General features: G+C 70.2%; 14 protein-coding genes and 1 pseudogene. 2 read left to right on the top strand and 13 right to left on the bottom strand.

Going from position 1 to position 13,275, the window contains the following annotated elements; all coding sequences use genetic code 11:
• Positions 1-2: 2 nt before the first annotated feature.
• The 7 genes and pseudogenes from QQY66_RS37970 to QQY66_RS37940 form a co-directional block, all read right to left on the bottom strand.
• Positions 3-401, bottom strand: coding sequence for an OB-fold nucleic acid binding domain-containing protein (locus tag QQY66_RS37970; protein ID WP_301984883.1), 399 nt, complete (start codon positions 399-401; stop codon positions 3-5).
• Positions 402-444: 43 nt separating this feature from the next.
• Positions 445-1,128 (bottom strand): response regulator, encoded by a 684-nt coding sequence (locus tag QQY66_RS37965; RefSeq protein ID WP_301984882.1) that lies wholly within the window; start codon positions 1,126-1,128, stop codon positions 445-447.
• Positions 1,125-3,692, bottom strand: coding sequence for a sensor histidine kinase KdpD (locus QQY66_RS37960; RefSeq protein ID WP_301984881.1), 2,568 nt, complete (start codon positions 3,690-3,692; stop codon positions 1,125-1,127). Before QQY66_RS37960 ends, QQY66_RS37965 begins: the two co-directional genes overlap by 4 nt.
• A gap of 116 nt (positions 3,693-3,808) precedes the next feature.
• A pseudogene (locus QQY66_RS37955) lies at positions 3,809-4,448 on the bottom strand (hypothetical protein); the annotation flags it as partial.
• A gap of 101 nt (positions 4,449-4,549) precedes the next feature.
• Positions 4,550-5,311 (bottom strand): DUF3710 domain-containing protein, encoded by a 762-nt coding sequence (locus tag QQY66_RS37950; protein ID WP_301984880.1) that lies wholly within the window; start codon positions 5,309-5,311, stop codon positions 4,550-4,552.
• Between the two features lies 1 nt (position 5,312).
• Positions 5,313-5,864 carry a dUTP diphosphatase gene (dut, locus tag QQY66_RS37945; protein ID WP_301984879.1) on the bottom strand — a complete coding sequence of 184 codons (552 nt, stop codon included), beginning with the start codon at positions 5,862-5,864 and terminating at the stop codon, positions 5,313-5,315.
• Entirely contained in the window at positions 5,861-6,445 is a 585-nt protein-coding gene (locus QQY66_RS37940; protein WP_301984878.1) for a PaaI family thioesterase, read from the bottom strand. The genes dut and QQY66_RS37940 overlap by 4 nt, the downstream gene beginning before the upstream one ends.
• 112 nt (positions 6,446-6,557) lie before the next feature.
• Between QQY66_RS37940 and QQY66_RS37935 the strand changes: the two genes are divergently transcribed.
• Positions 6,558-7,022: a DUF3093 domain-containing protein gene (locus tag QQY66_RS37935; protein WP_301984877.1), complete on the top strand. Its 465-nt coding sequence runs from the start codon at positions 6,558-6,560 to the stop codon at positions 7,020-7,022.
• 33 nt (positions 7,023-7,055) lie between these two features.
• Here QQY66_RS37935 and QQY66_RS37930 read toward each other — a convergent pair whose 3' ends face one another.
• The 4 genes from QQY66_RS37930 to QQY66_RS37915 form a co-directional block, all read right to left on the bottom strand.
• Positions 7,056-7,967: a hypothetical protein gene (locus QQY66_RS37930; RefSeq protein WP_301984876.1), complete on the bottom strand. Its 912-nt coding sequence runs from the start codon at positions 7,965-7,967 to the stop codon at positions 7,056-7,058.
• A 13-nt stretch (positions 7,968-7,980) separates the two neighbouring features.
• Positions 7,981-8,277 (bottom strand): DUF4193 domain-containing protein, encoded by a 297-nt coding sequence (locus QQY66_RS37925; RefSeq protein WP_005481602.1) that lies wholly within the window; start codon positions 8,275-8,277, stop codon positions 7,981-7,983.
• A 394-nt stretch (positions 8,278-8,671) separates the two neighbouring features.
• The gene (locus tag QQY66_RS37920; protein WP_301984874.1) at positions 8,672-9,904 is read right to left on the bottom strand and encodes a HAMP domain-containing sensor histidine kinase; all 1,233 of its coding nucleotides are present in this window, start codon (positions 9,902-9,904) and stop codon (positions 8,672-8,674) included.
• Between the two features lie 4 nt (positions 9,905-9,908).
• Positions 9,909-10,562, bottom strand: a complete 654-nt coding sequence (locus tag QQY66_RS37915) for a response regulator transcription factor (protein ID WP_007385219.1) — start codon at positions 10,560-10,562, stop codon at positions 9,909-9,911.
• 416 nt (positions 10,563-10,978) lie between these two features.
• Here QQY66_RS37915 and QQY66_RS37910 point away from each other — a divergent pair, with 416 nt between their 5' ends.
• A complete protein-coding gene (locus QQY66_RS37910; RefSeq protein ID WP_003997305.1) occupies positions 10,979-11,152 on the top strand; it encodes a hypothetical protein in 174 nt (57 codons plus the stop codon).
• 93 nt (positions 11,153-11,245) lie between these two features.
• Here QQY66_RS37910 and QQY66_RS37905 read toward each other — a convergent pair whose 3' ends face one another.
• The gene (locus QQY66_RS37905; RefSeq protein ID WP_301984872.1) at positions 11,246-12,061 is read right to left on the bottom strand and encodes an inositol monophosphatase family protein; all 816 of its coding nucleotides are present in this window, start codon (positions 12,059-12,061) and stop codon (positions 11,246-11,248) included.
• A gap of 8 nt (positions 12,062-12,069) precedes the next feature.
• On the bottom strand, positions 12,070-13,197 hold the full coding sequence (locus tag QQY66_RS37900; RefSeq protein WP_301984871.1) for a ferrochelatase: 1,128 nt from the start codon (positions 13,195-13,197) through the stop codon (positions 12,070-12,072).
• Between the last annotated feature and the right edge of the window lie 78 nt (positions 13,198-13,275).

The following is a 13,275-nucleotide window of genomic DNA, read 5'->3' as shown; positions in this document are numbered from 1 at the left end:
GGCTACTCCCGTCCGAGGGGTCTCAGTTCGTATTTCGGGTTGAACAGCACACGGCGTCCGCGGCTCATCGAGATCCGGCCCGATGCGATCAGTTTGCGTCCGGGCTCTATCCCCACGATGGAGCGCCGGCCGAGCCACACCACGTCCAGCGCGGCGGAGCCGTCGAACAACTCGGCCTCCAGAGCCGGGACTCCCGCACGCGGCCGCAGGGTGACCGTGCGCAAGGTACCAGTAACGGTCACTATCTGACGGTCGTGGCAGTCACCTATGCGGATACAGCCTGCGGTGTCGGCGTCCTCGCGCAGCTCCTCCGACTCCAGGTCCTCCTGCGACGAGGAGAGCCGGTCGAGCATGCGCCGGAACCGGCCCACCGGCTTTTCGGAACGAGGAACACCACCCATATCTGAAGCGTACCGGGGCGCCGACAGCTACGTACCCCCCGTCCTAGCGCTCGAACCGGTACCCCATCCCCGGCTCCGTCATGAAGTGTTTCGGGTGCGACGGGTCGGCCTCCAGCTTCCTCCTGAGCTGGGCCATGTACACCCGCAGGTAGTTCGTCTCCGTCCCGTACGACGGCCCCCACACCTCTTGCAGCAGCTGCTTCTGGCTGACCAGGCGGCCGCTGTTGCGGACGAGGACCTCCAGGAGGTGCCACTCCGTGGGGGTCAGCCGTACGTCCTTGCCGGCGCGGTTGACCTTCTTGGCGGCCAGGTCGACGGTGAACTCGTCGGTCTCCACCGTCACGTCGTCCTCGCCGCCCCCGGTGGGCTCGGCGCGGCGGACGGCGGCCCGCAGCCGGGCCAGCAGCTCGTCCATGCCGAAGGGCTTGGTGACGTAGTCGTCGGCGCCCGCGTCCAGCGCCTCGACCTTCTCGTCGGAGGTGTGCCGGGCGGAGAGCACGATGATCGGCACCCGGGTCCAGCCACGCAGCCCCTTGATCACCTCGACGCCGTCGAGGTCGGGCAGTCCCAGGTCGAGCACCACGACGTCGGGGTGGCGGGCGGCGGCGAGCTGGAGGGCGGTGGCGCCGTCGTGGGCCGCGTCGACCTCGTACTTGCGGGCCTTGAGGTTGATCACTAGGGCGCGCACGATCTGCGGCTCGTCCTCGATCACGAGCACCCGGGTCATAGGGACTGCCTTTCCGGTCGAGCGGGGTGAAGGGGTTCCTGCGCGTGCGGTCCGGCCGCGTCCGGCGGGCGGGAGCCGGTCCCGTGGAGGGAGAGGACCATGGTGAGGCCGCCGCCGGGGGTGTCCTCGGCGTGCAGGGTGCCGTCCATCGCCTCGGCGAAACCGCGGGCGACGGCGAGACCGAGGCCGACTCCGGCGCCGCGCGGGGCATCGCCGTAACGCTGGAACGGCTCGAAGATACGTACCTTGGCCTCGTCCGGGACACCGGGCCCGCGATCCACCACCCGCACCTCCACCCGGTCGGCGATGGCGCTGGCGGACACCAGGACGAGCTTGCCGTCCGGACTGTACTTGACCGCGTTCTCGACCAGGTTGGCCACCGACCGCTCCAGCAGCCCGGCGTCGACGGACACCATCGGCAAGGTCTCGGGGATGTCGAGTTCCACGCTGTCCTCGGGCACCCCGCCCAGCGCCATCGGCACCACCTCGTCCAGATCGATCTCCCGGATGATCGGGGTGACCGTGCCGGTCTGCAGCCGCGACATGTCCAGCAGATTGCCCACCAGATGGTCGAGACGGTCGGTACCGTCCTCGATCCCCTCCAGCAGCTCCGCCTGATCCTCCTGAGACCACGCCACATCGTCCGAGCGCAGGCTGGTCACCGCCGCCTTGATGCCCGCCAGCGGGGTACGCAGGTCATGGCTGACGGCGGCCAGCAGCGCGGTACGGATCCGGTTGCCCTCCGCCAGCGCCCGCGCCCGGTCGGCCTCCGCCCGCAGCCGCCGCCGGTCCAGCACCACCGCCGCCTGCGCGGCGAACGCGGCCAGCACCCGCCGGTCCTCCGCCGGCAGCACCCGCCCGGTCAGCGCCAGCGCCATGTGATCCCCCACCGGCACATCCACATCCGCGTCCTCCGGACCCGCGCACGGCCGCGGCCCCACACTCCCGGCACAGGTCCACGGCTCCACATCGCTCTGCCGCTCCAGCAGCGCCGCCGACTCCATCCCGAACGTCTCCCGCACCCGCTCCAGCAACTCCTCCAGCCCGGTCTCACCGCGCAGCACATTGCCCGCCAGGAACGACAGGATCTCCGACTCGGCCCGCAGCCGCGCCGCCTGCTGAGTACGCCGGGCCGCCAGATCCACCACCGACGCCACCGACACCGCCACCCCGACGAAGATCACGAGGGCGACGATGTTCTTCGGGTCCGCGATCGTCAGCCGGTGCAGGGGCCGGGTGAAGAAGTAGTTCAGCAGCAGCGACCCGAAGGCCGCCGAGGCCAGCGCCGGGAAGAGCCCGCCGAGCAGCGCCGCCGCCACGACCACCGTCAGGAACAGCAGCATGTTGTTGGCCAGGCCGAGATCGACGGCGTTCAGCAGCACCGCCAGGAGCGCCGGGCCGGCCAGCCCGACCGCCCAGCCCCAGATGATCCTGGACCGACCCAGGCGCGCACCCCGGGCGACGGGCAGGCCTCGCCCCTTGCCCGCCTCGCCATGGGTGATCAGATGGACGTCGAGATCGGGCCCTGAATCCCGGGCCACCGAAGCCCCCACACCCGGCCCGAACACGTACTGCCAGCTCTTACGCCGCGACACCCCCAGCACTATCTGCGTGGCATTCACCCCCCGCGCGAACTCCAGCAGGGCGGCAGGAACGTCATCCCCCACCACATGATGAGACGTCCCACCCAGGTCCTCCACCAGCGCCCGCTGCACCGCCAGCTCCTTCGGCGAGGCCGACGTCAACCCGTCGCTGCGGGCGATATACACCGCCAGCACCTCACCCCCGGCCCCCTTCTCCGCCAGCCGCGCCGCCCGCCGAATCAGCGTCCGCCCCTCCGGACCCCCCGTCAGCCCCACCACGATCCGCTCCCGCGAACCCCAGATCGCCGACACCCGGTGATCGCTGCGGTACTGCTGCAGATACTCGTCGACCCGGTCCGCCACCCACAGCAGCGCCAGCTCCCGCAACGCCGTCAGATTCCCGGGCCGGAAGTAGTTCGACAGCGCCGCGTCGACCTTGTCGGACTTGTAGATGTTGCCGTGCGCCATCCGCCGCCGCAGCGCCTGCGGCGACATGTCGACCAGCTCTATCTGATCCGCCCGCCGCACCACCTCGTCCGGCACCGTCTCCCGCTGCCGCACCCCCGTGATCGACTCGACGACATCGCCCAGCGACTCCAGATGCTGGATGTTCACCGTCGAGACCACATCGATCCCGGCCGCCAGCAACTCCTCCACGTCCTGCCACCGCTTGGCATTCCGCGACCCGGGAATGTTGGTGTGCGCCAGCTCGTCGACCAGGGCCACCCGGGGTCGGCGCGCGAGGACGGCATCGACGTCCATCTCCGTGAAGAGACCGCCGCGATACTCCAGCTCCCGGCGCGGGATCTGCTCCAGACCGTGCAGCATCACCTCGGTCCGCGGCCGGCCATGATGCTCCACGAACGCCACCACACAGTCCGTGCCCCGCTCGACCCGCCGATGCGCCTCGGACAGCATCGCGTACGTCTTGCCCACCCCCGGTGCCGCACCGAGGTAGATCCGAAGCTTGCCGCGTCCCATGGCCCTATTGTCTTCCCGTTCACTGCTGCGTACGCAGCGTCGACCTTACGGCCAACGATGTGGACAAACGGGACGAGGTAGGCGCCAGGGGACGTCTTTGACGGAACCCTGACGGCTCAGCTCGGGTTGTCCCCATGGGTGAGCGTCTCCCAGGCGACGAAGAGGTTGTTGCTGCCCGCCGGCCGGCCTCGCTCGGTGACGGTCTGGGTGTTGGTCATGGCGTGGCCGAGACGGTTGTGCAGGGCGTTGTGGCCGACCTCGGCGACCGGGCCGAGCCCCAGGTGCAGCGATCCGCCGCACAGCCAGCTCGGCGCGGCCGTCCCCAGCTCGTACTTCGCCTGGAACCCGAGCGCATGCCGCAGCCGCTCGCCTACATCGGTGCCGTACAGGTCCCGCCCCTGGATCCGGCTGGTCTCGGCGACGTGCGAGATCACGGAGATGCCGTAGCCGGTGTGGGTGAGGTCGCGGCAGGTTTCCTGGGACGTAGGCGGCGGTGCGGGTGCGGAACTTCGCCATGGCCTTGTCGTACGACGTCTTGTCCTCGAGGAAGACCGAGATGCCGACGGCGGCGAGGACGTCGGTGTACGCGGCGAGGGCGTCCTCGCGCTCGTCGGTGCAGCCGTGGTTCGGGTTCGAGTACGAGCCGCACTCGACGGTCGCGCGGGGCTTGGGCGTGCGGTTCAGGTCGGCGTACCTGCTCGCCATCATCTTGCCGAAGGCGCCCTTCCAGGGCTGGGCGCCGGCGTTGACCTTGCTGCCGGCCGGAGACCGTAGGTACAGACCAATGCGCCGTCAAGGGTCCGCGCACGAAAAAGGGCCGCACCCCGAACCCGGGGTGCGGCCCTTCCCGTGTCTGACTAGCGGACCTCGGTGATCTCCGGCCCGCGCTGCAACTGCCCCATGCCACCGGAGAAGCGCGAGCCCGCCTCCTCCTGCTGGACACTCTCGGGGACCATCTGCGCGTCGTTCGGCAGCTTCAGGACGATCGGGTCGCGGGGCGCCATCGGGCCCTCGCCGCGGACCACGACCGTGTCCCGGAAGATCTGCTCGAGCAGCCCCGCGGCCTGCGGCTGCACCGCACCCTGCCCGGAGATCACCCCGCGCAGGAACCAGCGGGGCCCGTCCACACCGACGAACCGCACGACCTGGAAGCCGCCCGTGCCGTCCGGCAGTTGCACCGGCACCTGGGCGCGCAGCTCCCAGCCCAGCGGGCCCTCGACCTCGTCGACGATGCCACCCTGCTGAGTGATGCCGCCGGCGATCTCCTCACGTACTTCGCCCCAGATGCCCTCGCGCTTGGGAGCGGCGAAGGCCTGCAACTGGACGGCGCTGTCGCGCAGCACGACGGTCGCCGCGACGATCGCGTCGCCCGCGACCTCGACCCGCAGCTCCATGCCGTCGACACCCGGCACGAAGATGCCGCCCAGGTCGACCCGGCCCTCGGCCGGATCGCTCACCTCTGAGCTGTCCCAGGGCCCGTCGGGCCGCGGCTCCGGCTCGAGCCGCACGCGCCCGCCCTCTACCTCAACGTCCGCCTCAGTGTCGACACTGTCGACGACCTGCTCGGCCTCGCCGGCCGCGTCGTCGGCGGCACCCTTCTTCTTGCGACGTCCGAACACGTCACTGTCCTTCCCGGTCGGATACGACCGAAGCGTATCGATTCCCACCCGTCGCGCCGCCCACGGCGGCCTGACCGCTTGTGCTGCTCGTTCCGGTCACCGCGGCATGGCCGCCGGTGGATCCGAAGCCCCCTTCGGCCCGCGCCGACCCGGGAAGCTCCGCAACCTCCTGGAAGCGGACCCTCTCGACCTGCTGGACGACCAGTTGGGCAATCCGGTCGAAGCGCTCGAACCGCACGGCCTCGCGCGGGTCGAGATTCACCACGATCACCTTGATCTCTCCACGGTACCCGGCATCAACCGTCCCCGGGGCATTGACGAGGGCGACACCGCAGCGGGCGGCGAGACCGGATCGCGGATGCACGAAGGCCGCGTACCCCTCCGGGAGCGCGACAGACACCCCCGTGGGCAGCACGGCCCGTTCACCGGGCTCCAGTTCGCACACCTCGGTGGTGCGCAGATCGGCTCCCGCGTCACCGGGGTGCGCGTACGACGGAAGCGGTACGTCCGGGTCGACGCGCCGGATCAGCACGTTCACGGGGTCACGGCTCACGGATTCACCTCGAAGGCGCGGGCGCGCCTGATCTGGTCCGGGTCGTCCATGGCGGCCCGGATCTCCTCCGGGCGGCCGTTGTCGACGAAGTGATCGACCTTCACCTCGATGAAGAGCGCGTTGGCGCGGACGGCCACGGGTCCGTCGGGACCGTCGATGCGTCCGACGGCCCTCGAGTAGATCTTCCGTCCGGCCACCGCCACGACCTCGGCGGTCAGATGCAGCGTGGTGCCCACCGCCACCGGCGCGACGAAGTCAGTCTCCAGGCGGCCGGTCACGGCGATCGTCCGCAGCAGCCAGTTCAGCGAGCCGAGGGCCTCGTCGAGGGCGGTCGCCAGCACGCCGCCGTGCGCGAGCCCCGGGGCGCCCTGGTGTGCGGTCCGCACGGTGAACTCGGCGGTGAGGGAGACACCGTCGCCCGCCCGCGCCTCCAGATGCAGTCCGTGAGCCTGCTCGCCGCCGCAGCCGAAGCACTGGCCGTAGTGCGCGCCGAGCAGTTCACCGGGCGCGGGAGCGTCGGGATGACGCACCGGCTTCCTGGCGTCGGCGGGAGGCTTGAGAACTGCGGACGAACCACTCACAGCCGCAGACCTTACCCGCCCGCCCGTCACCCACCGCCACCCTGCCTGACAGCGCTTCGCGCTGGCTGCCCCCGATCTCGGAGATATACCGACACCGTGCCAAGCTTGGCCCATGCAGCTCTCCGCCGCCCCCTACGAAGAACGCCTCACCGCACCCCGCTCCTGGTGGCTGATCAGCTTCCTGGTCGGGGTCTCCATGGCGCTGATCCTGCTGCCGTTCGGCACGCTGCCGATGCTCGGCGGCCTGGCCGGCGGCACCGCGGCCGCGGCCGTCGTCGCCAGTTCGTACGGCTCGCCGCGCATCCGCGTCGTCGGCGGCTCGCTGATCGCGGGCGAGGCGAAGATCCCGGTGACCGCCCTGGGCGAGGCGGAGATCCTGGACCCGGAGGAGGCGCGCGCCTGGCGCACGTACAAGGCGGACACGCGCGCGTTCCTGCTGCTGCGCGCCTACATCCCGACCGCGCTGAAGGTCGAGGTCACCGACCCGGACGACCCGACGCCGTATCTGTACCTGTCGACGCGGGAGCCCGAGCGGCTGGCGGAGGCGCTGGAGGCGGCGCGCGGGGCGGCCTCCTAGGTAAAGCTTCTGCCTGCCGGGCAAAGTTTCGGTTCAGTTCCCGAGTTCCTTGGGGATCTCGCCGATGCGCAGCGGATCCGCCGGGGTCTCCAGCGGTGGCAGCTCGGTCAGCGTCTCCCACGGCACCTGTGCCTTGCGCAGGTCCTTGCGGATGTGCTCGGCGAGCTTGCGGGTGTCTCTGCGGTTCATGACCGCCCCGACCGCGGCCCCGACCATGAACGGCATCAGGTTCGGCAGGTTGCGCACCATGCGCTTCATGATCTGCTGGCGCAGCTGGCGCTTCATCTGCCCGTTCATCGCCGCGCTGAAGGTCGACGGCTTCGTCACGTCGACCCCGCGCTCTCCCGACCAGGAGTTCAGATACGCGGTGCTGCGCTGCTTGAGATTGCCGGGCGGGCGTACGCCGTAGACCTCGTGCAGCTCGGCGATCAGTTTCAGCTCTATGGCCGCGACGCCGGTGATCTCGGCGGCCAGTTCGGTCGGCATCGCGGGCGGTACCGGCAGCATGGCCACCGCTCCGATGCCGGCGCCGACCGTGGACGTCGCGTTCGCCGCGCCCGTCACGAGCTTGTCCGCGAGTTCCTCGGGCCCGAGGCCCGGGAACTGCCGGCGCAGCGTCTCGAGGTCGCGTACGGGGATCCGCGGGGCGATCTCGATCATCCGGTCGGCGAGGTACGCCAGGCCCGCCCGGGCCCGGCTGCCGCCCTTGCGGACGCCTTCCCTTGCCCTGTCCCGGATGACCGCCGCACGTCGCCGTGCGACGGGTGCCGGAGCCTCCGTCGGAACCGGCACCGGGAGGTCAGCCGGGTCGGCCGGTTCGAGCGAGGCCGATCCTGAATCGGATGAGCCCCGCTCGTCGTCACGCGCGCCATGAGGACCGTCGAGCGGCCCTTCGTCCGCTCCCCACGGGAAGCGGCGCTTCCAGGGAGGGGTCGAGCCAGTCACGGCCGACCCGTCCTCAGTCGCAGTCGCGGCAGATCGGCTGACCGTTCTTCTCCCGGGCCAGCTGGCTGCGGTGGTGCACCAGGAAGCAGCTCATGCAAGTGAACTCGTCCTGCTGCTTGGGCAGCACCCGGACGGCCAGCTCCTCGTTCGAGAGGTCCGCGCCGGGCAGCTCAAGGCCTTCCGCGGCCTCGAACTCGTCGACGTCCACTGCGGAGGTCGACTTGTCGTTCCTACGGGCCTTGAGCTCTTCAAGGCTGTCCGAGTCGACGTCGTCGTCGGTCTTGCGTGGGGTGTCGTAATCCGTTGCCATGTCGCTCTCCCCCTCTGGGTGTCTGCGGTGTCTCCAGCGCACGTAACGCGTGAGAGGCCGGACTTGTGCCCGACCCGAGGCGGAGATTTTGCCTCACATCAAGGTCTGTTACTCAATCGACACCCAACCGGACTCCTCAAGAGTGATCGGCTTGGATGGCGATGCGGACCGTACACGGTCCTGATGCCGCACTTCAAAGGCGTCTCACCGTGTACTTCCCGTGATCAAGCCCCCCGAAAACCGGGATTTTCCCGGCTTTCCGACAGCGTGCATGATCACTGAGAGTAGATGGCCGGAAAGTTGCCTTTGTGATCGATCACACACGGAGACGCCAAGAGCGGCCCGCGAAAATTCCGCGCAAAGCGAACATCCCCGTGTGTGTCGCGGCATGATCTCAGACGGGCAGGGTGACCCGCATCACGAGCCCTCCCCCCTCACGCGGTTGCGCCGTGATGTGCCCGCCGTGTGCCCGGGCCACGGACCGGGCGATGGACAGCCCGAGTCCGACGCCCTTGTCGCTGCCCGTGCGCTCGGTGCGCAGCCGTCTGAACGGCTCGAAGAGATTGTCGATCTCGTACGCCGGGACGACCGGGCCCGTGTTCGTGACGACCAGGACCGCCTGACCGTGCTGGACCTCGGTGCTGACCTCGACCCAGCCGCCCTCCGGGACGTTGTACCGCACGGCGTTCTGCACGAGGTTCAGCGCGATCCGCTCCAGCAGTACGCCGTTGCCCTGGACCACCGCCGGTTTCTGCTCGCCCTCGATCCGCACGCCCTTGGCCTGCGCCTCGGCGTGCACCTGGTCGACGGCCTGCGCGGCGACCTCGGCGAGGTCCACCGGTTTGCGCTCGACGATCTGGTTGTCGCTCCGCGCGAGCAGCAGGAGGCCCTCCACGAGCTGCTCGCTGCGCTCGTTGGTGGCCAGCAGCGTCTTGCCCAGTTGCTGGAGCTCCATCGGCGCGTTCGGGTCGGACAGGTGCACTTCGAGGAGCGTGCGGTTGATCGCGAGCGGGGTGCGCAGCTCGTGCGACGCGTTTCCGACGAAGCGCTGCTGGGCGGTGAAGGCTCTCTGCAGCCGCTCCAGCATGTCGTCGAAGGTGTCCGCCAGTTCCTTGATCTCGTCGTCCGGGCCGTCCAGCTCGATCCGGCGGGACAGGTCCGAGCCCGCCACCGCGCGTGCCGTGCGCAGAATCCGGCCCAGCGGCGACAGGACGCGGCCCGCCATGGCGTAGCCGAAGGCGAAGGCGATCACGGCGAGGCCGAGCAGGGCCAGGAGGGAGCGGCTGAGGAGGTTGTCCAGGGCGTGCTGGCGCTGCTCGTTGACGCAGTCGTTCATGGCGCTGTTGAACGTGCTCGGCGAGGCGCTGTCGGGCAGGTTGCAGATGTCGCTGGTGACCTTGCCCTCGACGATCTTGAAGGGGAGGTCACTTCCGACGTTCAGCGCCTGCGCCGCCAGCAGATAGATGATCGACAGCAGCAGGATGCCCGCGATCAGGAACATGCCGCCGTACAGCAGCGTGAGCCGTATCCGGATGGTCGGGCGCAGCCAGGGGAACGGGGCCTCCGGCCTGCGGGGGTCCCAGGTGGGCTTCGGGGGCGCCTGGGGAGGCGCCGGTGTGGCAGCCACTGGATCAGATCCGGTAACCGGAGCCGGGGACGGTGACGATGACGGGTGGCTCGCCCAGCTTGCGGCGCAGGGTCATCACGGTCACGCGCACGACGTTGGTGAACGGGTCCGTGTTCTCGTCCCAGGCCTTCTCCAGCAGCTGTTCCGCGGAGACGACCGCGCCCTCGCTGCGCATCAGCACCTCCAGGACGGCGAACTCCTTCGGCGCGAGCTGGACCTCCTTGCCGTCGCGGAAGACCTCGCGGCGGTTCGGGTCGAGCTTGATGCCGGCGCGCTCCAGGACGGGCGGCAGCGGCACGCTGGTGCGCCGGCCCAGGGCACGCACGCGTGCCGTCAGCTCGCTGAACGCGAAGGGCTTGGGGAGATAGTCGTCGGCGCCGATCTCCAGGCCCTCGACCCGGTCGCTGACGTCGCCGGACGCCGTGAGCATCAGCACGCGTGTGGGCATGCCGAGTTCGACGATCTTGCGGCAGACGTCGTCGCCGTGCACCAGCGGGAGGTCACGGTCGAGGACGACCACGTCGTAGTCGTTGACGCCGATGCGCTCCAGGGCGGCCGCACCGTCGTACACGACGTCGACGGCCATGGCCTCCCGGCGCAGTCCGGTGGCCACCGCATCGGCGAGCAGTTGCTCGTCCTCGACGACGAGTACGCGCACGTCGCTTGTCCTTCCTGTGTCCACCCGCGTAGCGCCTCCAGGGCGCACGCGGGCAGGGTCTACGTGGGATTGTTGACCTCCATCCTGCCCTTTTCGGCCATAAGTCGGCGGTAAGGCGGGGACCCGGGGCCCTGGAGGAGGGTGCGGCGACCGGGAATACGAGATTTTCTCCTCCGGTTGAGGTTTCCGCGGAAGGGAGCGGGGGGAGGACCGATTACACCCCGCGATCACGCTCTGCATGTACCGCAGCACCATGCGGTGCGCCGCAATCCGCTTTCCGCAGAGCGGACGTGGGTGTCCGGCACCGTCGCCGCCCAGCCCGGGCAGCGCTGGGCATCCACAGGAGACGTGATCGCCCCTTCCGAACGGCACACCCCCGTGCCACCGACCCACGACCCAGGACGAGGGGGCGCAGCATGGACGCATTCACCGCAGGACTTCTGCAGCGCATAAGGGCGACCGAGTCCGACCTGACGCGGGCTCGTGACGAGGGCGACGACTTCCTCGTCGAGGTGGAGCAGGGCGAACTCGACGACCTGCGCCGCCTGGCGGCCGAGCACGGTGTGGAGGTCGGCGCGTCCAGCGTCTGATCCACAGCACGCGCACGACGACAGTCCCCGGCGAATCCAGCGCCGGGGACTGTTGTTTGGGGACGTGGTTCTTGCTCAGTCGTGGTTTCCTGCTCAGTCGTGCCAGGCGCCGAAGTCCTCCAGAAGTCGCTGAAGGGGCTCGAAGACGCCCGGTGTGGCCGCGACCGTCAGGGCGTTCGACGGGGGCTGTGCGGGGCGTCCGCCGGTCAGCGCGCCTGCTTCGCGGGCGATCAGGTCACCGGCGGCCAGGTCCCAAGGGTGCAGGCCCCGCTCGTAGTAGCCGTCCAGGCGGCCCGCGGCGACGTCGCACAGGTCGACCGCGGCCGAGCCGCCGCGCCGGATGTCACGCAGGAGCGGGATGAGTTTCTGGGCGACGTCGGCCTGGTGGGCGCGGACCTCGGAGACGTAGTTGAAGCCGGTCGAGACCAGGGCCTGGTCGAGGGGTGGCGCCGGGCGGCAGGTCAGCTTCCGTTCACCGTCCCACGCGCCCGTGGCCCACGCGCCGCCGCCGCGTATCGCGTGGTACGTCTCACCGCGCATCGGCGCCGCGACGACACCGACGACTCGCTCGCCGTCCTGCTCGGCCGCGATGGAGACGGCCCAAGTGGGCAGCCCGTACAGGTAGTTGACTGTGCCGTCGAGCGGGTCGATCACCCAGCGGATGCCGCTCGCGCCCTCGACGGAGGCGCCCTCCTCGCCGAGGAAACCGTCGTCGGGGCGGCGGTCGGCGATCAGCCCGGTGATCAGCTTCTCGGCCGCGATGTCCATCTCGGTCACCACGTCGATCGGGCTGGACTTGGTGGCGGCGACCGCGAGGTCGGCCGGGCGGCCGTCACGCAGCAGCTCGCCCGCCTGTCGGGCGGCCTCCTGCGCCAGGGCGAGCAGGTCCGAGTGCAGGGGGTCGGTCACGGCGCTCCTCACGCGTACGTGCTGTCGGCGCCCGCGGCGGCGGGACGGGGGGCACGGGCCGGGCAGCAGCCCACCGGGCAGAGGTGGTGGCTCGGGCCGAGGGCGCCCAGGGCGCACGGTGTGGCCTCCTGGCCGCGCTCGACGGCGGCCCGCTCCAGGACGAGGTCGCGGATCGCGGCGGCGAACCGCGGGTCGGCGCCGACGGTGGCGGAGCGGCGCAACGGCAGCCCCAGCTCCTCGCCCTTCGCCTTGGCCTCCGTGTCGAGGTCGTACAGGACCTCCATGTGGTCGGAGACGAAACCGATGGGCGCCATGACGACCGCCGGCGCCCCGGCCGCGTGCCGTTCCTCGAGGTGGTCGCAGATGTCGGGCTCCAGCCACGGGATGTGGGGGGCTCCGGAGCGCGACTGGTACACCAGCTGCCAGGGGTGGTCGATGCCGGTGCGCTCGCGCACGGCGTCAGCGATCAACTCCGCGACGTCCAGGTGCTGCTCGACGTAGGCACCGCCGTCGCCGTGGTCCTCGACCGTGCCGGAGGTGTCCGCGGCGGCCGTCGGGATCGAGTGGGTGGTGAAGGCGATGTGCGCGCCGTCCCGGACGTCCTCGGGGAGGTCGGCCAGTGACTGGAGCACGCCGTCGATCATGGGCTCCAGGAAGCCGGGGTGGTTGAAGTAGTGCCGCAGCTTGTCGATCTTCGGCAGCTCCAGACCCTCGGCCTGAAGCGCGGCGAGCGAGTCGGCGAGGTTCTCGCGGTACTGGCGGCAGCCCGAGTACGAGGCGTAGGCGCTGGTGGCGAGGACCAGGATGCGGCGGCGGCCGTCGGCGACCATCTCGCGCAGGGTGTCCGTCAGGTACGGCGCCCAGTTGCGGTTGCCCCAGTAGATCGGCAGGTCAACGCCGTGATCGGCGAAGTCCTTGCGGAGGGTGTCGAGAAGGGCGCGGTTCTGGTCGTTGATCGGGCTGACCCCGCCGAACAGGAAGTAGTGCCGGCCGACTTCCTTGAGGCGTTCCTTGGGGATGCCGCGCCCCCGCGTCACGTTCTCCAGGAACGGGACCACGTCGTCCGGGCCCTCCGGGCCGCCGAACGAGAGCAGGAGCAGGGCGTCATAGGGGGTGGCATCGAGCGCGTCTGGCATGACCCGATCCTGCCACCCGGTACTGACAGCCGGGAAACGGCGGGGTGACCAGTGCGGTCCCGGTGGTGCACGTGGGTG

Source organism: Streptomyces sp. DG2A-72 (assembly GCF_030499575.1).
GTDB lineage: Bacteria > Actinomycetota > Actinomycetes > Streptomycetales > Streptomycetaceae > Streptomyces.
Note: the sequence above shows the minus strand (reverse complement) of the source record. Positions and strands in the feature narration are given on the sequence as shown.